The sequence below is a fragment of the Amycolatopsis sp. NPDC052450 genome (assembly GCF_044547565.1).
Taxonomy (GTDB): domain Bacteria; phylum Actinomycetota; class Actinomycetes; order Mycobacteriales; family Pseudonocardiaceae; genus Amycolatopsis.
On sequence record NZ_JBIUAQ010000001.1, the window covers coordinates 486,703 to 508,730 of the forward strand.

Annotated in this window: 29 protein-coding genes and 2 tRNA genes; 10 read left to right on the top strand and 21 right to left on the bottom strand. The window is 66.8% G+C overall.

Features of this window, described 5'->3' with window-relative positions; genetic code table 11:
* The 4 genes from ACIHAO_RS02355 to ACIHAO_RS02370 all read left to right on the top strand — a co-directional run bounded on the left by ACIHAO_RS02355 (position 1) and on the right by ACIHAO_RS02370 (position 1,271).
* Positions 1 to 687 (top strand): DUF3566 domain-containing protein, encoded by a 687-nt coding sequence (locus tag ACIHAO_RS02355; RefSeq protein WP_125790674.1) that lies wholly within the window; start codon positions 1 to 3, stop codon positions 685 to 687.
* Positions 688 to 734: 47 nt separating this feature from the next.
* Positions 735 to 808, top strand: a tRNA-Ile gene (locus ACIHAO_RS02360).
* A gap of 164 nt (positions 809 to 972) precedes the next feature.
* Complete coding sequence (locus tag ACIHAO_RS02365; RefSeq protein ID WP_016330468.1) at positions 973 to 1,161, top strand: DLW-39 family protein; 189 nt, start codon at positions 973 to 975, stop codon at positions 1,159 to 1,161.
* Positions 1,162 to 1,198: 37 nt separating this feature from the next.
* Positions 1,199 to 1,271 (top strand) — tRNA-Ala (locus ACIHAO_RS02370).
* Between the two features lie 52 nt (positions 1,272 to 1,323).
* On the opposite strand, the gene ACIHAO_RS02375 is transcribed toward ACIHAO_RS02370, so the two are convergent.
* The 17 genes from ACIHAO_RS02375 to ACIHAO_RS02455 form a co-directional block, all read right to left on the bottom strand.
* On the bottom strand, positions 1,324 to 2,511 hold the full coding sequence (locus ACIHAO_RS02375) for a tyrosine-type recombinase/integrase (protein ID WP_396554362.1): 1,188 nt from the start codon (positions 2,509 to 2,511) through the stop codon (positions 1,324 to 1,326).
* Entirely contained in the window at positions 2,511 to 2,714 is a 204-nt protein-coding gene (locus ACIHAO_RS02380; protein ID WP_396554363.1) for an excisionase family DNA-binding protein, read from the bottom strand. Before ACIHAO_RS02380 ends, ACIHAO_RS02375 begins: the two co-directional genes overlap by 1 nt.
* Before the next feature lie 210 nt (positions 2,715 to 2,924).
* Positions 2,925 to 3,983, bottom strand: coding sequence for an AAA family ATPase (locus tag ACIHAO_RS02385; RefSeq protein WP_396554364.1), 1,059 nt, complete (start codon positions 3,981 to 3,983; stop codon positions 2,925 to 2,927).
* A 28-nt stretch (positions 3,984 to 4,011) separates the two neighbouring features.
* A complete protein-coding gene (locus tag ACIHAO_RS02390) occupies positions 4,012 to 4,794 on the bottom strand; it encodes a DNA cytosine methyltransferase (RefSeq protein WP_396554365.1) in 783 nt (260 codons plus the stop codon).
* Positions 4,794 to 5,735, bottom strand: a complete 942-nt coding sequence (locus ACIHAO_RS02395) for a bifunctional DNA primase/polymerase (RefSeq protein ID WP_396554366.1) — start codon at positions 5,733 to 5,735, stop codon at positions 4,794 to 4,796. Before ACIHAO_RS02395 ends, ACIHAO_RS02390 begins: the two co-directional genes overlap by 1 nt.
* 18 nt (positions 5,736 to 5,753) lie before the next feature.
* A complete protein-coding gene (locus ACIHAO_RS02400; RefSeq protein WP_396554367.1) occupies positions 5,754 to 6,107 on the bottom strand; it encodes a hypothetical protein in 354 nt (117 codons plus the stop codon).
* A 48-nt stretch (positions 6,108 to 6,155) separates the two neighbouring features.
* Positions 6,156 to 6,599, bottom strand: a complete 444-nt coding sequence (locus tag ACIHAO_RS02405; RefSeq protein ID WP_396554368.1) for a hypothetical protein — start codon at positions 6,597 to 6,599, stop codon at positions 6,156 to 6,158.
* A gap of 232 nt (positions 6,600 to 6,831) precedes the next feature.
* Complete coding sequence (locus ACIHAO_RS02410; protein ID WP_396554369.1) at positions 6,832 to 9,003, bottom strand: zonular occludens toxin domain-containing protein; 2,172 nt, start codon at positions 9,001 to 9,003, stop codon at positions 6,832 to 6,834.
* On the bottom strand, positions 9,000 to 10,091 hold the full coding sequence (locus ACIHAO_RS02415; protein ID WP_396554370.1) for a hypothetical protein: 1,092 nt from the start codon (positions 10,089 to 10,091) through the stop codon (positions 9,000 to 9,002). The genes ACIHAO_RS02410 and ACIHAO_RS02415 overlap by 4 nt, the downstream gene beginning before the upstream one ends.
* Positions 10,088 to 10,378 (bottom strand): hypothetical protein, encoded by a 291-nt coding sequence (locus ACIHAO_RS02420; RefSeq protein ID WP_396554371.1) that lies wholly within the window; start codon positions 10,376 to 10,378, stop codon positions 10,088 to 10,090. The genes ACIHAO_RS02415 and ACIHAO_RS02420 overlap by 4 nt, the downstream gene beginning before the upstream one ends.
* A complete protein-coding gene (locus tag ACIHAO_RS02425; RefSeq protein WP_396554372.1) occupies positions 10,375 to 10,614 on the bottom strand; it encodes a hypothetical protein in 240 nt (79 codons plus the stop codon). Before ACIHAO_RS02425 ends, ACIHAO_RS02420 begins: the two co-directional genes overlap by 4 nt.
* Positions 10,611 to 10,856 (bottom strand): hypothetical protein, encoded by a 246-nt coding sequence (locus tag ACIHAO_RS02430; protein ID WP_396554373.1) that lies wholly within the window; start codon positions 10,854 to 10,856, stop codon positions 10,611 to 10,613. The genes ACIHAO_RS02425 and ACIHAO_RS02430 overlap by 4 nt, the downstream gene beginning before the upstream one ends.
* On the bottom strand, positions 10,853 to 11,293 hold the full coding sequence (locus tag ACIHAO_RS02435; RefSeq protein WP_396554374.1) for an RRQRL motif-containing zinc-binding protein: 441 nt from the start codon (positions 11,291 to 11,293) through the stop codon (positions 10,853 to 10,855). The genes ACIHAO_RS02430 and ACIHAO_RS02435 overlap by 4 nt, the downstream gene beginning before the upstream one ends.
* Complete coding sequence (locus tag ACIHAO_RS02440) at positions 11,290 to 11,553, bottom strand: hypothetical protein (protein ID WP_396554375.1); 264 nt, start codon at positions 11,551 to 11,553, stop codon at positions 11,290 to 11,292. The genes ACIHAO_RS02435 and ACIHAO_RS02440 overlap by 4 nt, the downstream gene beginning before the upstream one ends.
* Before the next feature lie 122 nt (positions 11,554 to 11,675).
* Positions 11,676 to 12,137, bottom strand: coding sequence for a Pycsar system effector family protein (locus tag ACIHAO_RS02445; RefSeq protein ID WP_396554376.1), 462 nt, complete (start codon positions 12,135 to 12,137; stop codon positions 11,676 to 11,678).
* Positions 12,137 to 12,415: a hypothetical protein gene (locus ACIHAO_RS02450; RefSeq protein ID WP_396554377.1), complete on the bottom strand. Its 279-nt coding sequence runs from the start codon at positions 12,413 to 12,415 to the stop codon at positions 12,137 to 12,139. Before ACIHAO_RS02450 ends, ACIHAO_RS02445 begins: the two co-directional genes overlap by 1 nt.
* Positions 12,416 to 12,462: 47 nt before the next feature.
* Complete coding sequence (locus ACIHAO_RS02455; RefSeq protein WP_396554378.1) at positions 12,463 to 12,654, bottom strand: hypothetical protein; 192 nt, start codon at positions 12,652 to 12,654, stop codon at positions 12,463 to 12,465.
* 220 nt (positions 12,655 to 12,874) lie between these two features.
* Between ACIHAO_RS02455 and ACIHAO_RS02460 the strand changes: the two genes are divergently transcribed.
* The 6 genes from ACIHAO_RS02460 to ACIHAO_RS02485 all read left to right on the top strand — a co-directional run bounded on the left by ACIHAO_RS02460 (position 12,875) and on the right by ACIHAO_RS02485 (position 18,335).
* Positions 12,875 to 13,732, top strand: a complete 858-nt coding sequence (locus ACIHAO_RS02460) for an AAA family ATPase (protein WP_396554379.1) — start codon at positions 12,875 to 12,877, stop codon at positions 13,730 to 13,732.
* Entirely contained in the window at positions 13,732 to 14,673 is a 942-nt protein-coding gene (locus ACIHAO_RS02465) for an NAD(P)-dependent oxidoreductase (RefSeq protein ID WP_396554380.1), read from the top strand. The genes ACIHAO_RS02460 and ACIHAO_RS02465 overlap by 1 nt, the downstream gene beginning before the upstream one ends.
* A gap of 1,160 nt (positions 14,674 to 15,833) precedes the next feature.
* Positions 15,834 to 16,280, top strand: a complete 447-nt coding sequence (locus ACIHAO_RS02470) for a hypothetical protein (RefSeq protein ID WP_396554381.1) — start codon at positions 15,834 to 15,836, stop codon at positions 16,278 to 16,280.
* 59 nt (positions 16,281 to 16,339) lie between these two features.
* Positions 16,340 to 16,741 carry a hypothetical protein gene (locus ACIHAO_RS02475; RefSeq protein ID WP_396554382.1) on the top strand — a complete coding sequence of 134 codons (402 nt, stop codon included), beginning with the start codon at positions 16,340 to 16,342 and terminating at the stop codon, positions 16,739 to 16,741.
* A 4-nt stretch (positions 16,742 to 16,745) separates the two neighbouring features.
* A complete protein-coding gene (locus ACIHAO_RS02480) occupies positions 16,746 to 17,780 on the top strand; it encodes a hypothetical protein (protein ID WP_396554383.1) in 1,035 nt (344 codons plus the stop codon).
* A gap of 51 nt (positions 17,781 to 17,831) precedes the next feature.
* Complete coding sequence (locus ACIHAO_RS02485) at positions 17,832 to 18,335, top strand: YbaB/EbfC family nucleoid-associated protein (protein WP_396554384.1); 504 nt, start codon at positions 17,832 to 17,834, stop codon at positions 18,333 to 18,335.
* Positions 18,336 to 18,344: 9 nt separating this feature from the next.
* On the opposite strand, the gene ACIHAO_RS02490 is transcribed toward ACIHAO_RS02485, so the two are convergent.
* Genes ACIHAO_RS02490 through ACIHAO_RS02505 form a run of 4 tightly spaced genes read right to left on the bottom strand, consistent with a single transcriptional unit; the run spans position 18,345 to position 22,017 of the window.
* On the bottom strand, positions 18,345 to 19,319 hold the full coding sequence (locus ACIHAO_RS02490) for an alpha/beta hydrolase (RefSeq protein WP_396554385.1): 975 nt from the start codon (positions 19,317 to 19,319) through the stop codon (positions 18,345 to 18,347).
* Positions 19,320 to 19,378: 59 nt separating this feature from the next.
* Positions 19,379 to 20,050, bottom strand: a complete 672-nt coding sequence (locus ACIHAO_RS02495) for a response regulator (RefSeq protein WP_396554386.1) — start codon at positions 20,048 to 20,050, stop codon at positions 19,379 to 19,381.
* Entirely contained in the window at positions 20,041 to 21,105 is a 1,065-nt protein-coding gene (locus tag ACIHAO_RS02500; RefSeq protein WP_396554387.1) for a sensor histidine kinase, read from the bottom strand. Before ACIHAO_RS02500 ends, ACIHAO_RS02495 begins: the two co-directional genes overlap by 10 nt.
* 60 nt (positions 21,106 to 21,165) lie before the next feature.
* Positions 21,166 to 22,017 carry an ADP-ribosylglycohydrolase family protein gene (locus ACIHAO_RS02505; RefSeq protein WP_396554388.1) on the bottom strand — a complete coding sequence of 284 codons (852 nt, stop codon included), beginning with the start codon at positions 22,015 to 22,017 and terminating at the stop codon, positions 21,166 to 21,168.
* Positions 22,018 to 22,028 lie beyond the last annotated feature (11 nt).

Genomic DNA, 22,028 nt, shown 5'->3' on the forward strand with positions numbered 1-22,028 from the left:
GTGACACCATCCGAGAAGCCCGAAGCAGGCGGCGCGCAGGCGGGATCGTCGAGCCCGCCTTGGCAGCGCGACAGCGGTGCCGGGGAGGCCGAAGGCGCCAGTGAGCAGACGGTCTCGGTGTCTTCGGTCGCCACCGAAGACGTGGCCCACTCGGACCCGAAGCGGGACGCGACAACCGTGACCGACTACCACGGGGTAAGCGGCACAGCCGCGAAGAGGCTCTTCGGCGACAGCGGAGAGGGCGAACCCGCCCCCTCCGCCATCCCGTCGGCCTCCCGCACCCGTGCCGCGCCCACCGCGCTCCGCCGCCCCGGCCGCGGACCGCGTCGCGCCAGCCTGCAGATCAAACGCTTCGACCCCTGGTCGGTGCTGAAACTGTCCCTCGTCCTCGGCGTCGCGCTGTTCTTCGTGTGGCTCGTCGCCGTCGGCGTCCTGTACACCGTGCTCGACGGCATGGGTGTCTGGGACAAACTCAACGGGACCTACTCGTCGCTCGTCGGCGGCGAAGGGGCCGACGCGCCGGCCGACCCGTTGATCAGCGCCGGCCGCGTTTTCGGGATCGCGGCCATCCTCGGCGCCATCAACATCGTGCTGATCTCGGCGCTCGCCACGGTCAGCGCGTTCATCTACAACGTCTCCGCCGACCTCGCCGGAGGCCTGGAAGTGACCCTTTCCGAACGAGAGTGACCCGGTTGCAGGACGCCGAAAGGCGTCCTGTAATCTTCTCCTCGTTCGGGCCCATAGCTCAGGCGGTTAGAGCGCTTCGCTGATAACGAAGAGGTCCCAGGTTCAAGTCCTGGTGGGCCCACTCCGAAAGCCGGTTCGCGATCATCGCGAGTCGGCTTTTTTGCTGCGGGTTTCCGACAGGCTCGTTGGTTCCACGTGGAACGTCGGGCACCAGGCGTCCGGAGAACCGCGTGCAGTAGCATCGGTGGGTAAGCGGAGCAACTCGGCGGAAAGAGGGGGCTTCTGATGAAGAAGCTGTTGGCACTCGCGGTCATCGCGGGCGGCGTGCTGTTCGTGATCAAGCGCAACAAGGCAGCCAAGGCCGAGGCCGACCTCTGGCGTGAGGCGACCGCGCCCACCGAGCGTCCGCTGGGCACCGCTTCCACGAACGGAAGCGCCCCGGCCAAGGCCGCGGACGCGTCCCGCAACAACTGATTTCGGCGCAGGCGGTTATCATGATCGCCTGCGATCCGGGGCTGTAGCTCAATTGGTAGAGCACTGCCTTTGCAAGGCAGGGGTCAGGGGTTCGATTCCCCTCAGCTCCACATAGAAAACGGCCTGGTCAGAGGGTTTTCCTCCGACCAGGCCGTCGTCATTTCAGGCAGCCTTACCGCCCTGCGTGCCCCCCGCGTGCCCCTTCCGATGAGATTTGGCCCGCTTGCGGGCTCGTTTGCCTTCTGGTTTTCGCGCAGCGTTGACGTTCTTGCTGATCGCGTTGGCGATCGCGCGATCACGTTCTCGGGTCGCGTGCTGGTAGATCAGCGCGGCCCGCGTCGTCGACTGTCCCATCCGCGCCATGAGTTCCTTGGTGGTCGCACCACCTTCGGCGGCCAGCTGGTTCCCTGTGTGGCGCAAGTCATGGAAGTGCACGTCCTCGTCAATATCGGCAACCTTGAGCGCCTTCATCCACAGCCGCCGGAAGTTGTGACGTCGCAGGACGCCGCCCTGTGGACCGATGAACACAACGCCGTCTGCGCCAGGCTCGGAGTAGTGCTCCAAGTGCTTGCGGAGATCTCCAATGATGGCTGACGGAATGGCGACGGTCCGCTTTCCTGCCGCACTCTTCGGCCCCTTGATAACCGTGCGCCCCCGCAGTTCGGCCTGTGATCGACGCACGCGCACCTCCCCGGTTGCCAGGTCAACGTCACGCCGCCGCAGCGCCGCAAGCTCGCCGAAGCGCAGGGACGTGAAGGTCGCCATCAGCACGAGGACTCGGTACCGCGGCGTCACCGCATCCGCGATCGCGAACACCTGGCGAATGTTCAGGACTGAGCGCTCCGGAGAGTTGTCATCACCGGCACCCTTGATATTGCAGGGGTTCCGCTTGACCATCCGATCTTCATTCACTGCGGTATTGAAGATCGCGCGCAGCAGGCGATACGACTTCGCGACCGTGGGTGCACCGACCCCGGCGTTGGTGAGATCGCTCCGCCAGCGCCGCACCGTCGCAGCCTTGATATCCGCGACCTTCTTGTCCGCGAACGTCGGCTCGAATTGCCTCCGCACAATCACTTCATAGCGTTCACGGGTGGTCTCGCTCAGCTTGCGCTCAGCGACCCATTTCGCGGCGTAGCCCATGAACGGAACCTTGCCCGCGTCCGGATCGACCCAGTCCTCTTTCTCGATCTCGGTCTGCTTCTCGGCGAGCCACCCGGCCGCCGCTTTACGGGTCTCGAACGTCTCGGGAGCGGGCCGAAGCACTCCATCCGGGCCCGGATAGCGGGCCTGCCAGCGGCCCGACTTCAGTTGGCGAATTCGGCCCCAGTCACGACGTTTGCTTGCCATCAGGCAGCTCCCTTCAGGTGCGTTAGTCGAGGTGTCACGGTGTTTTCAGCGATGTAGGCGGCTAGAGCGCTTTGGGCGATGCGGACATGTCGCCCGGCCTTGACGAACTCGATTCGTCGTTCTTCGATCAGTCGTCGCGGAAAGCGGACCGTGGTGCCAAGCACTTTCGCGACCTGTTCGACACTGAGATAGCGCTCATCCATGGCGCGGGTGACCTTTCGTCGACGTGATTGCTGGCGGCCGGTCGTGTCATGGGTCTGCCCTCCGATTTGCCGGTGTCACTCGGGGTGTCACCGGTGTTTCTGCTGGTCAGAACGTTGGGGTGACAAGGTGACAGGGGTGACAGTGGAGACAGGTCTCTCTTGTCACGCTTCGTCCGGGGTGACAGGCCGGATGGGTTGTCACCCCGGCTGTCACTCCTGTTCTTGCTGGTCAGCGTCCCGGGGTGACAGGGGTGACAGGGGTGACTGTGTGGACACGTCATGGCTGTCACCGGTCCCCGGTGCGCTGTAGGTGCCGTCGCGGGAGACCTGCAGCTGTCCGGCCTCCTGCATGCGCTTGCACGTTTGCCGCGCGGTGGGCGCTTTGAGGTCGAGTGCTTCGGCGATCCGGGCGGGTTTGAGCGGCCCGGATTCGCGCAGCAGGCGGAGAATGTCCGCGCGGGTGTCTGAAACCGTGTGGTCGGACGCTGGCCCGTCCAATTTGGTCCAGGCGCCGCATTGTGCGTCGAAGCTCATGGCGTAGTCGGCTTCTTCGACGTCGCGGCCGGTGACGTGAAGAACCCCATCGGCCTGCCCCCGGCCTCGTTCGAGCACGAGCGTGGCGTCAACGGCGCCGGTGAGTCCTGCTGTTCCGGAGACGAGGTTTTGCCAGTCTTCGGCGCCTTGTTTGCGGACGTGGTGGATGAGCAGGAACGGGACGCTGTAGTGGTCGGCGAGGCGCTTGAACCGTCCGGCGGCGGCGTAGTCGCCGGTGTAGGCGGACTGGCCGGGAGCATCGCTCCCGCGCATTTTCTCGTAGGTGTCGATGATGACCAGCCGCGCGTGCGGGTTCTCCTCCAGCCATTCGACAAGCACGCCTTCGCCACCGGCGGTCATGGTGGGACAGGCGGTTTCCAGGGTGAGCAGGGGCGCGGCCCGGCCACCAGCGGCCAGCATCTGCCGACGCCGACGCTGCAGGCGACGGCCGGTGTCCTCCAGCGCGCAGTACAGCACCGGGCCGCGCTCCACTCCGATCGACCCGAGCACCGGATCGCCGTTGGCGATATCGGCACCCAGACCGAGCGACAGCCACGACTTTCCCAGCTTCGGCGCACCGGCCAGCAGGTTCAGCCCTTCCGCCAGCAGGCCGGGAACGGCCCACTTCGGCGGAGGGAACTCCTCTCGCATCAGCTCCGCATCCGTCCACCGGGTACGGCGGGCGGGCGGGTTCGGCACGGGCGCCAAGGCACGGGGGGAAGTCGTGGCTGTCATGGGTTTCGAGCCTCCGTAGTGCGGGTGATCAGGCGGCCAGTGACGGTGTGGACGCGCCGGAGAGGGCGTGTGCGTCGGCGATCAGGCGGCCGACGTGTTCGGCGACGTCGGGGACGATGGCGTTGCCGTAGGCGCGGAGGTGGTGCTCAACCAGTTCGCGGGGAAGCCCATCAACCAGCCGACCCACTCCGGGTTCGCTTGCCCAGTGCCCCGCGCCTGTCCGCGGCGGGGTTGCCCGTCGCGCCAGTCCTTGCGACGGCTGGTCGTGCCGGTGCGCAGCTTCGCCAGCAGGTCCCCCCGGCCGCCGCGTTCCCCGTCCGAGGCGCGGGGCGTGGGCCACTCCGAGCAGCCGGGCCCGTGCGTGTGGGGCGCCCACCTCACAAGCGCGGAGACGGCCGACGCGGTGGCGGTATCCCAGTCGAACAAGGTCGGCGTGGACGATGTCGAGTCCTCGGGTCCGCAGGCCGGGCACGTTCTCCCACAGCACCCATTCCGGTCCGACCGCGCGGATGACGTCGAGCATCGCGGGCCAGAGCCACCGCTCGTCCTCTTGCGCGAGTCCGAGCCCGGCGAGGGAGACCGGTTGACACGGGAAGCCGCCAGCGACCAGGTCGACGCGCGGGCGGGACTGGGATTCCCACCAGGCGACAGCGGATCGGACGTCGTCATGCTTGGGCACCTCCGGGTAGTGGCGGGCGAGAACGGAGCGGCAGAACGGGTCGATCTCGACTTGGCCGACCACGGTCATCCCGGCGCGCTGCAGGCCGAGATCCATCCCGCCGATACCGGCGAACAGGGACAGGACGTTCATCACGCGACCTTCCTGGGGCGGTTGGCCCCGGCCTTGAGACCGGAGGTGATCGTGGTTTCGGCCTCGCGGGCGGTGAAGTGCCGTGTCCCGATGTGCCGTCCGGCCGCGGTCATGAGCGCCGCGCGGACTTCCGCCGCGTCGAGCACGCCACCGGCCACCAGTTGCCCGAGCGCTATGGCGGCGGCGTAGAGCGTGGCGTTGCGGTTGGTCTTGGCGTCGGCGACTTTCCCGGCCTCCGCCCGGATCGCCGCCGTGAGGTACCGGTCGCGGCGGCCGGTCGCGGGGCGGATCGGCACCACCGGGGCGGGCGGCAGGGCGGCCGGGGTCAGCCGGTCCGCGACCCATGCCGGCATTCCCGCCACGGTCCCGTCGGACAGGTACTCGTACCGGCCGGACGCCGTGACGCTGCCCGGGCCGACGACGTAGCCGCCCCATGCGCGGGTGTCGACCTTCCAGCCGAGTCCGTTCCCGCGATCGCCGCTGGTGTTGCGCAGCTGCAGCCCGTCCGGCGCCAGCAAGTACAGGTGCCGCCCACCCGACGCAGTCCGCACGGTGAGCGTGTCCTCAGGCAGGGGCTGCCCGGCCTGCTCCGCCAGGATCGCGAGCACATCCTCACCACAGGTCGCGCCCGTCTCGGCCCAGTCCGCGGGGACCTCCTCCCCGGGCTTGAGCACGTCGAGGTCGATCACGCACAGCCCGGACGGCCCGGTCGCGATCCCGATGTTGTAGGCGTCCTGCGACCATGCCGCCCGGATCTTGTCCGGGTCGGTGGTGGCGCGCTGCTCCCACGTCCGGTGACCGTCGCTGCAGCGACCGATACGCGGGCAGGCGTCGAGGTTGTGCCCGGCGGGGCGCTTGCTGCCCGGGCGGAGCGGGAACACGTGCCAGCCGCGCCTGGCGGCGTTGAGTGCCGCCGTGAGCAGATGTTCGCGCGATTCCATGTGGGTGCCCTCCTGTCGCTAGGCGTTGTCGGTGGTCTCGATGGCCGTGGCGATCTCGTGGTGTGCCATGTGGTCGGCGGTGTTGGGGTTGGCGATGATCCACGCGGCGATCCGTTGCGCGATCTTGTGCGCTCCAGGCTTGGCGACCCAGCGACCGTGGCCGATAGGGATGTTGCCGATGGCTCCGACCACGTCGCCGTGGTCGGGATTGGCGCGGTGGAGGTGCCACTCGTTCGTCCCTGACCAGCCGGACTTGCCGCGATGCGTGCTGTGCGCGATCAGTGCCCACTGCGAGCCGTTGTGCTCGGTCAGGAATAAGGTTGGGGTCTCGCGGGTCCAGGTCAGGTTCGCTGGCCGGTTGTACGTGGTCATCGCGTCTCCGTTCTGTCGTGTTCCTGCGGTGAACTGGGGTTTCGGGTGTCAGACCTGCGAGCCGGACAGATGGCCTTTGGCGGCGAGTGCGTGCGCGACCCGTTCGATGTGGCCCCAGTGGCGTTTGACCAGCCGTTTGGCCTCGGTCAGGGCCTGGCCCCGGGAGATGCCGGTGCCGCGGGAGTGACGGCGGAAGTTCGCGCGGTCTCCGCCTGCTTGAGCGGCGGCCATGCTGTCGGCTTTCCAGCTCCCGAATCCGTTGCGCTGGTAGAAGCGGGCTTCGGCGGCGTGCCCGGCCATGACCATGACCAGGTACGGGAACGGGTTCTCCTCGTCCGGGGCATCTTCGGTGGTGCGGGTGTAGGCGCCCTTGGCGGTGAGCTTGACGTGTTCGACGGTGCCGCCGAACTGCTTGTGGAGCACGGCATGCCCGGCCTCGTGGTAGGCGGCCGCCAGCAACTCCAGGTCGGTGGTGTCGTCGGTGCGTGCCATCTCGAAGTCCTCTCGTCAGTAACGGTGAGTGAGTGTTTTGGCATGGATGTGCCGTCACGGCGTCCAGGGAGGGACCCGTGTCGCGGTGCGTGAAGCGGGGTTTTCGGTGGGTGATCGGTGGCAGGGGCGGGGTGCCTCCCCGGGCTCCCTCAGGTGGATCGGGGCTGGTCACCGGAGGGAGGTGGTGCCGGGGAGGCGGTGAGGGAGAACTCCCTGGTTTTCGACGGCTCCCTTAGTCGGTTCCCTTGTCCTCGTCTTCGCCGTGTTCGTCACGTTCGGTGATGGCTTCGCGGACGCGGGCGGCGGACACCTGCATGACGCCGCTGCTCTTGTACGGCTTCGCCGACTCCGGAAGCTCTGCCTGCAGGTCGCTGAACGTCCAGTCCTCGTAGGTGCCGCGGTCGATCTCCGTGAGCCGCTGTAGGACCTGCTGTGTGCGCAGTCGCGGTTCGTTGCCGAGCGCGGCGGCGATGTTCGCCAGGTGGTCGACGACCGCCGCGGGTTCCGGCGCGGCGGCGGCCGGGAGCGCCGCGCGGTCGCGCAGTTCCAGGGCGCGCTTGGTGACCTTGTGCGCGTCGGCCGGAGACACGTAGAAGCTGCGCAGCAGCCCGGGCAGTGCGGTGAAGCCCCGCGCCATGCAGGTCCCGACGTCACCGGGGCCCTCGTCGGTCTTCGGGATCAGGCCCACAGCGGAGATCCCGGCCTTGTAAGAACCGGTGCCGAGTACCGCGTCGTTGCCGAGCTGGTCACCGATCGCGAAGCACGCCTTGTTGCTGGCAACCGTGATGATCTTGCGCGGGAGCGCGTCCTTCGACGGTTCCGGCGTCAGGAAAATCAGGGTGATCGCGTACTTCCGCGCGGTGCTCATCAGCTTCGACGCGACCTCGATCGCGGTCTTACTTTCCTTGCCCATGAACAGGTTCTGGCACTCATCGATCACCACGACACGCGGACGGAGCCGGGAGTCCTTTTCGGCCAGTTCCCGGGTCACCGCGCGTTCGGTGCCGTGTTCCTTGAGCGCCTTGCCCCGCACCGACAGGTCGTCGTACAGCTCGCACAGCAGCCCGAGACAGGTGTCGACGGTGTCGTCACCGGCGCCAGTAGTCAGCGACCGCAACCGCGGCTTCATCGGGTCATAGTCGGCGTTCTCCGCCATGACCACGACGTCGATCTCCACCAGCGGATCAAGCATCGCGCCCAACACCAGGTTGATGGCCATGGTCGACTTGCCAGACCCCATCATGCCGCCGAAGACGTAGTTCGCCTCGAACAGCCGTCCGCGCACCACGTCGCCCTTGAGCGTGACCGCGACCGGCACCCCGGTGAAGTAGTCGATCGATCCGGTGTCCAGATCGGACAGCGGCGGCCACGGGTCGACCGGCCCGGACAGCGCGCCCGGCTTCGCCACCCACAGATCGAGCACCGACGGCATCGGCTCCGTCGGCCACACCTCACGCGGATACCGCACGAGGTTGTGCGCCAGCGTGGTCTTGCGCTTGACGATTTCCTCGACAGTGCAGGCCGGGGGCAGATCGAGCTGCGCGCGCCAGCCCTTGCCGTCGATCACCGGCGGCGTGCGGAACTTGATCCGCCATCCTTCCTTGAGTGCCTGGTTGAAACCGCGGATGTTGAGGTTCTTCAACGCGTTCACGATGGTGTTCTCGTCCGGGAGCTGGTCCATCGTGTTCGTCTCCGTGTCCGGAGTGGACAGCCACGTCGGGGTGTCGCCGTGCTCCCGGCCGACCCGGTAGAGCCACATGTAGGTGCCGACACCGATGGCACCGGCCAGCAGCGCGCCGTAGGCGGTCAGGAACCACACGGTGAACGCGATCGCGTCCAGCACGGCCTTGATCGGGCCGATGACCTCGGCGATGTCCTTGTTCTTGACCGCAAGGATGATCCCGAGCGCCAGCAGCAGCCCGGCCAGCGCGAGAACACCTTGCGCACCAGCCTTGAGCAGCTTCCCGGGCGCCTGCAGCCAGTCCATCGTGCGATCGTGGCGGCGCTGCTTCTCCGCCACGTCCGCCTCCTGCCAGTACTGCAGCTTCTCGTGATCCCCGGCGGCTTCGGCCGCGCGCATCTGCCGCTCGTAGCGGTTCGCGCCGTGCGTGTCGCGCCACCGGGTGGCGGTGACCTTCACCCCGGCCAGCGGGAACCACACCGTGTGGCGAAGCGCGGCCTTGGTCCGCTCGTGCTTGACCACGTTCCGGGTCACCCGCGCCACGGTCACCACGTCGTGGCGGTAGCCCTGGTACCGGGCCAGTGCGCGGGCTTTCTGGGAGGTGAGTCGCTGGTACTCCTCCTCGGTGATGACCTCGCCCTCGATCACGTCGCCGTCGACAGTCGGGAGGCGGTGCACGGTGGCCAGCTCCACCGATTCCGTGGTGTTCTGGTTCGGGTTCACTTGGTACCTCCGGTGGACGTGTCGCGCTTGAACTTGTCGCGCAGTGCGCGGGCCGACTTCGGCGCGCACTTGAGCGCCTTACGGATCGACTCGGCCGACGCCGGGTTGAGGTCCCCGGCCTCGACCAGGGCGCGGAACTCGGTTTCCAGCTCCGCATCCGTGCGGGTCTTCGGCGCCCGGATCGTGCGGCGACGCGGGGTCGATTCCTGCTGGTCAACCTCCGGATCGAGCACCGCTACCGCACCCGTACCGGCCGTGTCGGACGTCGGGGTGATCGAGGGCCGATCCTGCTGCGCGAGCCACGCCGCTACCTCGTCGGCGAGGCTGACAGGAACCTCGGTGAGGCGGCCACGTCGGCTGATCTCGTACCGGCCCGGAGCGAAGACCAGGGTCGCGGTTCCGGTGTGGTCGATCTCGCCGACCGCGTGCCGGATCGCCGCCGCCCGGATGCGCATCGTCTTCTTGAGCGCCTGCTTTTCCAGCTTCGCCGCGGCCTTCTCGATCGCTGATCGGCGCGGGGACGCGACGGCCAGTTGGTGGGCGATGACACCGGCGATCGAGACCAGCCCCATCAGCAGACCGGCGGACCAGCCGTGGCGGAGACCGTCCATCAGGTTCAGGGCGAACCCGTATCCGGCGAACACCCAGATACCGACCTGCAGCGACCACACCGGACGTCCCGGCGTCCGCCGCGCCACCTGCACCGCGACCGCGAACGCCCACATCCCCAGCTCGCTGATCACCGGGAGCACCACCCCGAGCGCACTGCCGTAGACGTCGACCCCGTGGCGTGCCATCGCGGGCACCGCCAGCACCGCCGCGGCCACGCCCAGCAGGTAGATCGGGCCGTCCACCCGGTGCACGGCCAGCCATGTCGCCAGCGCCGCCCACCGGGCCGCCCGCTTCTCCTGCCGCGCCGCCTTCGCCGCGGCGTCAAGCTCCGCCTGCGCGGCGGCATCCTTGCGCTGCTGCTCCGCCAGCGCCGCCCGTTCGGCCATCCGCCGTTCCGTCTGAGCCGCGGCGTCGAGCCGGGCCTGTTCCCGGTCCGTGATCCGGTCCGCGCGCTGCTGTTCCCGCCACGTGCTCATGCCCGAACCTCCCGCTCACCCGCAATGCCGGCATTCCCCTGCGACCCGGTCTCGATCTGCCGGGGCAGCACCTTGTTCTGCAGCTCCACCCGCGTCTTGTGGTCGCGGACCTCGTTCAGCGCCCACCAGACCGCGACCACCCCGGAGACCGTGGCCAGCCACGGCCACACCAACGCCGCGCCGATGGCGGGCAGGGTGATCCCGGCCAGCTCCCCGGCGTGCCCGACCGTCCAGGCCACCGCCGCTTCGGTGCGGGTCCGCTCGCTCTCCTGCTGCTGTGTCGTCATGGCCGGGCCTCCCGTCCTGTTGGTGTGTAAGCGAAGTGGTTGATCGGGCCGCGCGGTGACCGTGACACTTGCGTCACCGCATAGCCATCGACACGGCTCATCACTCCGGTGATGACCTGCAGCAGCAGCCCCAGCGGAATCCGCATCAGCTGCAGCACCGCGAACAGCGCCACCGCCCCGACGAACCGCAGCAACGCCCCGGTCCCGCGCGTCTCCAGCACATCGAATGTGGTCACGAAGGCTCACCCGCTACGACGTCCCACGCCTGTGAGTCGCTGACATGCATCCCCGCGGTGCGACTGTCGTTCCTGTAGTTGGTGTTGAGCCGTCCGGCCATCGCCGTGGCGGCGGCCAGCGCCAGCGTCGCGTGCACCTGAGCCAGGTTCATCAGCTGCTGGTGGTACTCGAACGACCGGTTGCCGTCTTCGGCCTTGGCCATGAGACGTTCCGCTTCGCGGTAGTGCTCCGGGCCGGTCATGCCGCCACCTCCACGTCGTTGGCCATCTCGATTTCCAGGCAGGACCAGCACTGCCGGGTGCTGGTCGGCACGCAGTAGTCCTGTTCTTCGGTGCAGGTCACGCAGGTGCGGCGGGCCCGCATCGCGTACTGCAGGTTCTGCAGCCGCGAGACCCGCTGAGCCGTAGACGGCTCCGGACGCAGGGCGGCGTCGGCCAGCGCGAACAGCTCCGCCACGGTCTCCCGGGCGTAGGGCTTGCGGTGCCGGAACACCAGCAGCGCCACCGGGTCCAGCCCGGCCACCGACCAACCGGCCTCGTGCAGCTGCGTGGTGGTGTAGAGCCCCGCCGGTGCCTCGTCCCATCCGAAGTAGGGCAGGCCCTCCCGGAAGCCGCGGGCTTCCGCGACCAGAAGCGTGTCCCCGTAAGGGATCTGAACGATGATCCGTGCCGCGGTCACAAGACCTCACCCGCTTCGATCACCGGGCCGCGCTCGTTGAACCACGCCACCGCGGCCGACAACTGAGCGAACCGTCCCAGCGCCTCGCCGTAGGAGGCGTCCGTGGCCAGGTCCTCAGCCTTGAAGCTGTCCGCCCGCATCTCCGTGCACTGGCGGATCAGGGCCACCCACTCGTTCACGACGTCAAGTGCGTCGTTGAGCTGCCGTACCGCGCGCTCACGCGTTCGGGCGGCGTAGGCGCGGGTCTCTTCCTCTACCATCGGGTTCCCCTTCGAGTCCTTAGCTGGCTGGTTGGGACCCGGCGCGGTCGGCGCGTTCTTGGCGGAGTGGGCCGCCGCGTCGGGGCACGTGATCAAAAGGCGAGTCATCGGCGGTGCTCCGATCACGTCAGGGCCTGCAGCACCAGGGACAGCCCGAGTGCGGACAGCCCGATGATCAGCAGGACGATGGCGCGGGAGATGCAGCGGTACTTTGTGCGCGCGATGCTCCCGATCACGACGATGTCGTCGGCGAGATGCCGCGCCGCGACGTCCTCATCCAGGGCCAGCAACTTCTCCGGTCCGTTGTGGACCGTGTGCAGCCATGACCCGGGCGTCGGTTTCGGCAGGCGAGGGCGGATCGCCGACAACAGCAGCAGGACCGAAGTGAACATCGGGGCCGCCGCCAGCCAGGTCGTCACCTGCGCAACCGCAGACATGTTCCGGCTCGTGAGCGCGATCATCCCGGCCAGCGCCGCACCGACCAGCGACAGCAGCATCTGCGCCTTAGTGTCGGCTCGTCGCATTTCGTCCCGCACCGTGTCGAGCACTCGCAGAACCTGTGGCCCTGCAGCGTCGTTGCCCATCACGCGGCCTCCGTTCCGGCCTGGCGGGTGATCGGCAGCCGAGTCGGGAGCGATCGCAGCGCCTCACGACCAGCCCGGCGACGGGTACGCGAGGCCCTGCGCTGGTCGGTGAAGTCGTAAAGGAACGCCGCAGAAGCGGCGTGCTCATCTGCCGCCAGCTCCCGATCGACCTGCTCAAGCAGCGCGTCAATCGCGGATTCGGTCAGGCCATCCGGGTAAAAGCCCTCGTCATCGACGTCCGCAACGTCCGGGACCAGGGAGTTGTGCAGGGTGTTCATGTCGTCTTCCTCCAGTAAGTGCGGTTGGGATACGCGAAGCGGGCAGGTCAGAAGCTGTTGACGAACGTCACGACGCTGTTCGCGGCGGTGTCGATCGCCTCGAACAGGGACTTGCCGAACGCGGCCGCCTCGATCGGCGCCTTCACGATCACGACCAGCGCCAGAATCACCAGGGCCCCGACCAGCCACTTCGCCTTGCCCCCGCCGAGCTTGAATTTGGGGATCGAGTTCTTCTTCATGACGCCCTCCCTGTGTCAGCTGATGAGGCTTGCGGCCCCGTGGCCGGAGTGACCCGGACCACCAAGAAGCTAACAGTTGAATGGTCTACAGGTCAACTGTTAGGTCAAGAATCCAGGCAAAGTTGCGTTTGACCTGCGGGAACTTGCCAGTCAACTGATAGGTTCTGATAGGGTGACCGTTCAGTTGAGTCGATGGGCATCCGCCCGGCGAGGAGCAGCCATGTCACGTCCAAGGTCCTCCGTGGCCAGGTCGGAACCGCTTGCGCAGCAGATCGCACGCAACATCGAGAACGACATATCTGCGGGACGTCTACGGCACGGACAGCGCTTGCGGTCCTCGCGTGACCTTGCGCAGGAGTGGGACGTGAGCGTCTTCACGATTAACGAGGCGATGGACATTCTTGGCAAGAAGGGACTCGTGGAGAGCAAACCGCGCGCGGCGCGTACGGTGAATGCGCCAGACCAAGAGGTACGAAGTGAAGTTCGGCCGACGACCACTCAGGTCGTCATGATCGGCGGCTATGCCGGTAGTGGCAAGACGGAATTAGGGCGCATTCTCGCTCGTGAGACCAGCTGGTCGATGCTCGACAAAGACACGCTGACTCGGTTTGTGGTTGAAGCTGCACTCGAAATGCAGGGACTGTCGCGCAATGATCGTGAATCGGATCTCTACCTCAACAAAATTCGACCTGCCGAGTACAGTTCACTTCTTGAGGCGGTTACAGAGAATGTGCAATGCGGAAACAGTGTGATCGTAACGGCTCCTTTCATTCGCGAGTTCACAGATGAAACTTGGATCAGGCAGCGCGAGTTAATGTGCCGAAACCTTGGCGCGGAGTTGACCATAGTGTGGGTCTTTTGCGACGCCGAGACAATGCACACGTACGTTCAGCATCGCAATGCGCCGCGAGATGCGACTAAGCTTGAAGACTGGAATAAATACATGGAAGGTGTCGATGTTGATTTCCGGCCGCCGGTACCCCATGTGGTAATTGATAATTCGGTCGCGGGCGAAGTTATGATCGAGCAAGCTCGCCGCCTTATTGTGCAGCTTGCAGGAGACGGGAAGGCGAATTGATGGGCAACTCTGCGGTCCGAATTCTCGTTAGTGACGAAGTTGATGACAAGGTCGGTCACGGCATACTCGGTGAATTGAGCGGCGTCGAGCTCGAATTGTACGATCCAAACTCGGATGAGTTGACGCTCTCCCAGCGAAGGGCGTCGATCTTATTGCCGCCGTATCGTGGTAGTCATCGACCAATACGTCTACTTTCGCAGCTTCCTGAGCTAAAGATGGTTCAGTTGTTGTCAGCGGGAGCGGACGAATGGGCCAGCGATGTCCCGGGTAGCGTTGTGTTGGCGACCGCGCGAGGTGCGCACGCTGGGCCCGTATCGGAATGGGTGCTGTCTGCCGTGCTCGCGCAGTTGCGTCAATGGCCCGCGCTCGTTCGATTCCAAGATAAAGGCGTATGGGCGCATCGAAAATTCGAGGCTGACACCCTTGCCGGTAAGCGTGTCCTTATAGTTGGAGCCGGTGCAATCGGGAGCGAGGTGGCGCGACGATTGGCGGTTTTCGGGGCGCGTTCGACGCTCGTGGCCAATCATGCGAGACATGGCGTTTATGGCTCGAATGAAATTCCTGGCATCGTTCCAGGGCATTCCATCGTTGTGATCACGGCGCCCCTGACGGATAAAACGCGTAATATGGTCGACTCGGATTTTCTCAGTGCGATGGATGACGGGGCGATTCTCGTAAACGTGGGGCGAGGTCAGATCGTGGACACGGATGCGCTGGTCAGTGAGTTATCGTCGGGGAGGCTGCGCGCTGCACTTGATGTCACGGATCCGGAGCCGCTACCAAGCGATCACCCGCTGTGGACACAGGAGGGCGCAGTGATTAGCCCGCACTCTGCCCGAACTGTGCCCGGGACGAATCAGCTGTGTTACGACGTCGCTGCGGCACAAATCGCTGAGTGGATGAAGGGTGAACAGCCGTCTAACTCGGTCGTACATGGATAGCGGAGTTCCAGCAAAGCCGCTGTATGGCCATCCGGCGGGCCGTAGTGGGGCAGTAACGAAGCCCTGAGATCGCCTCTCGTGGACATTTAGGCGTGTCCTGGTGTGCCTGGATGCCGGAAGTGGTCTCGGCCCATCTCAGAGCGCGGATGTAGCGCCTCCGACAAGATCCACTGTCTTTGAGGTGTGCCGCCACTTCCAGGGGTACCGAGTGTGAAGGACACCAGTCCAGCCCAATGGCCCGTGGTCGTCGCAGACCACGCGCCGAGCAGTCCGGGCACCATGCCAGTGAGGTCGAGACCGTCCGGCTTCGAGGCGATCGGCGTACCGACGGGGAAGGCTTGGCGCAGGTCAACCCACACGGGACGGGCAGGTTCTACCTCGCGGAGGTAGGGAGCAGGGGAGGACCTTGCACCGGCCGGATCGGACATGTGTTCGATTATGCAATGAGTGTCATCGCGGGATCCAGGGTGGCGCGACCTGCAGAAACGGCATCGCCGGTCATCGCCGGTTCGGGACCACCTTCGCGCCCTGCTGTTCGTGGTTCTCCCAGTAGCCGCGGTGAGCTGCCCAGAGAGAGTCCTGGCAACTTGGACACAGCACGCCGCCCCTGCCCGGTTCGTTCTCGTCACAGCGGAAGCACTTCTGCGAAGCAGATTCAGTCACGATCCGGAGCGTAAATCGAGCCACCGACACCTGCGGCGACCTGCAGAGTGACAGCGGGGGCATGTGGGACCTGTCACCCCTGTCACTCTGTCACTCCACCCCTTGTGACCTGTGCAAATAGGAGTGACAGGGGAGTGACAGGGGTGGCGCTGTCACTCTTCCCACTCTTCTTCTATGTCACAGCAGTAACTACGGCTGAAACAGGTGGGGGGACGGGCATGGCCACCCCCACCTGTTCCAGCCGCTTGTGTCCCTCATGTGCCCCTGGCGTGCCCGTTGCCGGGGGAGCGCGGGGAGACTAACGGGGAACAACGGGGAATAGGGCCCCCTGACCAGCAGGTTAAGGATCGGCAGGTCAGATGTGACACGGGTTCCCACCTTTGCAAGGCAGGGGTCAGGGGTTCGATTCCCCTCAGCTCCACTCTGGTTCACGAAGCCACCCGCGCCGCGGGTGGCTTTTTAGTTTCCGGGCCGTAGCTCGCTGTAAGAATGCGCGCATGGGTGTGCTCTTCGACTACTTCGCCGCGCCGGACAACGAGACCGCGGCCACCACGATCGACCTCGTCGGCGGGCCGGCCGAGGCTTCCTTGCCGACCGTCCCGCTCAAAGGTGTGGATCCGCTCGTGCAGTTGGGCACGCTGGAGTCCCTCCTCACCGGTGTCGGCTACGAGACCATCCTCGAACGCGATCTCGGTCCCATCGCCATGGCCGGCGGCGGCACGCGTCTCGTCGTCGCGCTGACCGACGAGCTGACCGCCGCGTTGTCCGACGCCGACGAGGCGCGCCTGCGCGAGGTCGCCGAGCCCTGGTCCCGAACCGACGAGTTCGGTGGCCAGGCCGACCCTGCCGAGCTGGCCGACTTGCTGGCCGGCCTCGCGGAACTCGCCGCACCGCCACGACCAGGGACGATCGCCTCTACTGCTGGGTCTGTCTCTGAGCGGTGACGTTCGTCACCGTACGCGGATGACAAAGTCTCGCGCTCAGCCAAGTCAACGCTGCTTACATGGGGTGGAATCCGGACAGCGAGGTGAACATGGTCAGTTTCGAAACCGACCTCGACGATCTCAGGTTGTCGAGCAAGGAACTGCAGAAGGCCGCCGACATAGTCAGTACCGCCCATACCGGGGTGACCGGGCAGGACGTGCCCGCTCCCGACCCGGTCACGGGTGGCCTTCTCCCCGGCTTTTTCGCGCCGGACACCGCGTTCGGGAAGTCCCTGGGCATGCGCGGGGTTTCGGCGGCGTACGAGGAACACCGTCAGGCCGTCGAGAAGATGCTCGCGCGGTTGCACGGCAGCACGCAGGACGCCTCCCGGGCACTGGCGAAGGTCGCCGAACTGTACGAATCCGTCGATGAGGACAACAAGCAGCGAATGAACCGCGCGGCGTACGGGGAACAGGGGTAGCGGCGTGGACGGGTACTTCAACGCACTGGACGCGGAGACCACCGCCGAAGGTGACGACAAGAACGCCGAGCTTCTCGAGGGAATCACCCACGACCTCAAAGCGGGCGCCGAAAAGGCCTTCGCGGCGGTGGACCTCCTTTTCTTTGACTGGACGTTCGGCAGCGACGTGGACATGAGCGGCGGCCGAAAGGAACAGATCCGCGACTTCTTCCTCGAGTTCTCCGAGGCGGAGCTCGTCGGCGAGAACAGCCTGCAGACCATGATCGAGGCCTATGAAGGTCTCTGGAACGCTTTCCAGGACACGAAAGCGCCGCTCGACCGGTCTTTGGTCCTGCTGCTCAAGTGGCGCGGTGAAGGCGCCGAGACCGCCAAGAGCTACATCCAGGGTCTGGTGAACACCTATGCCCGCGTGGGCACCAAACTCACCGTGCTGGAAGCCGACATCGTGGCCGCGCGGGACGCCATCGCCACCGCGCGGGCCGACCTGAGCGCACTCGCCGCTTCCTTCATGACCGCCGCGGAAAAGTACCGGGACGACCAGGAACGGCAGGACGAATCGGCCTTGCAGAAGGCGCTGGCCGCGACCTTCGCCGCCGCTGTCACCGCTCTGCTCGTGGCGGCCGTGCCACCGGCCGGTGGCCTCACCGCGGCGGCGTTCTTCACCACCGCGAACGGAGTGCAGGTCGCCGGCGCCGCGGCAGGGGCCGGGCTCGCCACGGCGGCCACCGTGCAGGCCGACATCGTCGGGGACAGCCCCGAAATGATCTACAACAGCTTCCACGATGGTGTGGTCAACATCAGGGAAAGCATGTTCCGCGCTTCGGAGTCGCTGGTCTCGAAGATCCACACCGAGATCAACAACCTGCCGATCATTCCCGAGCCGCCGGACGTCAGCCCCGGCGAAACCTTCGACCCCGGCAACTTCGAAACGGAGAACACCGACAAGGGAACGGAAAAGCGGGTCCGGGACCAGAACGTCGACATCTCGAACGACGGCGAGATCCAGGAACCGCCGCGGGAACTGTCCCCACTCGAATAGCGGACGGGTGGGGTCTCCGGCTCGGGAGACCCCACCGCTCAAGGAGCGAACGTGGCCGAAAAACCGGCGCCCAAGAAACCGGCCAACGACCGGCAAGCGATGCTCGAGGCCTTGGCCGCCCTGTCGGTGGACGCGTCCTCACCGGACGGTGCCGTTTCCGTTTCGGTCAACACCGACGGCGTGATGACCCGGCTCAGGGTGACCGAAGCCGTGTCGCGGATGTCGCCCGCCGAGATCGCGGACGCCGTCATGCGGACTTATCAAGAAGCGCAGCAAGAATCCGCGAAGCGCAGCGCGAAGCTGATGGCGCCGATCGGCAACGCCGGATACATCACGGACAGGCTCCGCTGGCGGGTCGGGTTCACCCCTTCGTTCCAGCAGGCCGGGGAAACCGTGACGCCGGAATCCCCGATCTCGCGCCGGACCCCGGCGGTCACGGAGAACGTGGTGCTCAAGGACCGTTCGGAAGAACCGGCCGGCCCCGCACAGTCCGAACCGGCGGAATCCGACGACCAGTACTACGAGCAAGGCCTGCGGTACCGGCCTTCCTGGTGATCCGGTGCTTTACCGGCCGTGGATCCCTTGACGTGCCAGCCAGGCGAACGTCCATCGATAGAAACCCTGTGCGGCCAGGCCGGTGTTGAGGGAATGACCACTGCCGCGCACGACGTGGTCGGCGTCTTGGTTCGTGCAGGCACTTGTTCCGCAGATCAGGGTGTCGTGTTCGCCCAGCACGTAGGTCGTCGGCGTCTTCGCGGCTCGGGTGCGCATCGAGCCGGGGCCGACAGCGCGGAGTTCCGCGGAGGCGAGCGTGTCCTTCAGCGCCTCTTCCACCGGGATGATCGCCGGGTCGTAGGCCCCTTCGTAGTGGAAGGTTTCGGCGCGTGTGCCGGGCCGGGTGGTGAGATAACCGGGAGCCCAAGGCTTTCCGGCGAACTTCGGGTCCTGTTCTGCCGGGTAGAACGGTGAAGCCGGGGATGCGGATCGCTCGCCGGGCCGATCACGGGGGATCCCGCTGACGATCACGGCGTCGATCCCGCCCCGCGCCGCAGCCCGTTCGGCGACGAGGCCTCCCATCGAGTGTCCGTTGAGGACGATGGTCCGGAAGCGAGGTCCTGCCGCGCCTCGGCGTAAGCGCTGGACGACCTGGTGGACGGCCTCTCCGCCGGCGGCGAAGTCGAGGGTCTCCGGATTCGGGCGGCTGCTGCGGCCGTACCCGAGCCTGTCGATGTTGAGCGTCGCGAAGCCCGCTCGCGTCGCACTGTCCACATAGGAGTATCGACGCGGCTGGTACGGCCAGTCCCAGTAGGAGCGGTCGTAGGTCCCGCCGTGCAGCAGGACCTGGACCGGGGTGCGCGAGGTGAGTTTCCCGCGGACGCAGAGCTCGCCCGCGATCGTGTGGTCTTGGGTGCCGACCCGGACTTGGAAGCGGTGTTCCTGGCACCTGGCCGTCGATGGTCGTTCGGTGGCGACCGCTGTCGTCGTCCCGAAAAGGGTGAGCAGCGCGGCGAGAACGGCCGCTCTTGCGGTGAAGGTCATGGCTCCAGCGTCGGAGCCGCGGCCGGGTCGCGTCGTCCGTCGAGTGTGGAGATCGCGGGCTACGCCTGATGTTCGGCGCGGACGAGGCCGGTCTGGTACGCGAACACCACGAGCTGCGCCCGGTCGCGGGCATGGACCTTGGTCATCGCCCGGCTGACGTGGGTCCGTACGGTCGCCGCGCTGATGACGAACTCGGCGGCGATCTCCTCGTTCGACATTCCTTGCGCGACGCGGAGGACCACCTCGTGCTCCCGTTCGGTGAACGCGGAGCCGCCGAGACGGGGCATCGGCCTCGACGGACGCGCGGTGAACTCCGCGATCAGCCGCCTGGTCACACTCGGGGAAAGGAGCGCGTCTCCCGCCGCCACGACGCGGACCGCCTGGATCAGGTCGACGGGCCTGGTGTGTTTGAGCAGGAAACCGCTCGCTCCGGCGCGTAGCGCGTCGAAGACGTATTCGTCGAGGTCGAACGTCGTCAGCATGAGGACACGAACGCCGGAAAGCCGTTCGTCCGCCATGATCCGGCGGGTGGCTTCCAGACCGTCCATCCCCGGCATCCGGATATCCATCAGCACCACGTCGGGCACGGTTTCCGCGACGACGGCCACCGCCGCCTCGCCGTCGTCCGCTTCCCCCACCACGGTGATCCCGGTTTCCGCCCGGAGCAACGCCGCGAACCCGGACCGCACCAAAAGCTGGTCGTCGGCGAGCACCACCCTGATCACGGCCATCGCGCGCTCACCCGGAACCTCCCGTCCTCACGGCACGTGGTCAGTGTGCCGCCGGTCGCCCTGGCACGTTCACCCATTCCCCTGATTCCGGCCCCGGGGACATCCGGACCAGGCGTGCGGGCCTCGTTGACCACGTCGAGCCGCAGGCCGCTCCGGTCGGCTCGCACCGTCACTTCGGCTGCCGACGTGCCGTGTTTCGCGGCGTTCGTGAGGGATTCCTGGACGATCCGATACGCCGCGCCGCCGACCGGCTGCCCGATGCCGGGAGCGTCGAGGTCCAGCGTGACCGCCAGGCCCGCCTGGTTCGCCGAAGCGACCAACGCGGGAATGTCCGCTACCCCCGGTGCCGGCCGGAGGGGGATGGAGTCGTCACGCAGCAGCCGCACCATCGCGTTCAGTTCGTCCAGGATCGTGCCGCTGACCGTGCGGACGACTTCGAGCGCTTCCTTCGCCACTTCCGGGTGATCGTCGAGCACGTGCGCGGCCATGCCCGACTGGACGTTGATGACCGCCATCGCGTGGCCGACGCTGTCGTGCAGATCCCGCGCGATGTCCAGCCGCTCGCCGAGGACGCGATCGCGTTCCGCCCGCTCGGCGGCGGCGGCCCGCTCACGACGTCCTCGAAGCGCGTCGGCCGCGAAGACCGCTACGCCTGCCCAGCCGACGAAGACCAGATCGAGGACGCCCACCCCACCGGTGGCCACGTTCGCGCCGACGACGACCGCCGCCATACCGCCCGCGAAGGCGTACGCGAGCCGTCGCGGGCGAAGGGTTCCGAGCGCGAACAACGGCACGAGACCCGCGAACAACACCGGACCGTCGGGATAGCCGAACCCCAGGTAGAGCAGGAGCGCAAACGCTTCCGTGCCCGCCACCGCCACCGGCAGCCGCCAGGCGGCGGCGAGTGCGAGACAAGCGAGCGCGACGACGGCGAACCCGAACGTGCCGACCGGGCGTTCTCCGTGATCCGGTTCGAGGTTCGCGGTGCCGACGACGAGCAACGCGCTCACCGCGAGCCAAGCGACGACGATTCCGCTTCTGAACAGCCACTTCACCGGCCCAGTCTGCCGAAATCGGACCAGGGGCACGTCCGCGTTCTGTGGATCCCGCCTACGTCAGATGTGCAGCAACCGTTCGTCGAGCCTCGCCAGATAGTCGCGGCCGAACTCGCCGTTCTCCAGATCGCGCCACAGCACCGGCGGCAGATCCCGCGCCACCTCGGGCGACCGTGACGCGGCGGCCAGCGCGATCGTCGCGACGGTGTCGACGTCGCCGGTGAACGCGACCGAGCGCTGGAGCATTTCGCTCAGACTCCGGCCCGTCGCGAGCACGGTCAGCGCGGCACGGACGCTCATCCAGCCCTGCGGCCCGACCTTGCCCGACCACGGCAGCGCCCAGCCGCCATGCCCGATGTCTTCCGGAAGGATCCCGTCGATCCACCTCGCGACCTCGGAAAGCGGACCCACCCGATGGTGGCAGTAGTGCACCGCCAGTGCGGCGGCCTGCGCCGCGGCGATCCCGGCAGGGGTGTCGTGGGTGATCCTGGCCTGCAGTTTCGCGTGGTAGAGGACGTCGTCGACGGTCGGCAGGAGCCCGATCGGCCCGGCACGCATGGCCGCCCCGCTCTTGTCGCTTTGCGGGTGGAGCCGTCGCAGCAGCTCTTCGCCGTCCCGGACTTCGCTGAGCAGCTGATGGAAGCGCGGCGCGTAGCCGTCGTGCGGATCGCGGTGATATGCCCGCACGAACTGTTCGGCGAGCAGCAGCGGCGTCCAACGCTGTCCCGACACGAGCACTTCGGCGATCGCGATCGTCATCTGCGTGTCGTCGGTGTAGCGGCCCGCGGGGACTCCGAGCTGGCCGGGATGCGGCACATAACCGGCCAGCGTGTTGTGCTCGGCGACGAAGCTCGGGTACGCGTGCTCGAAGGAGCCTCCGTACGCGTCGCCGATGGCCAGTTCGACCAGCATCCCGTCATCGT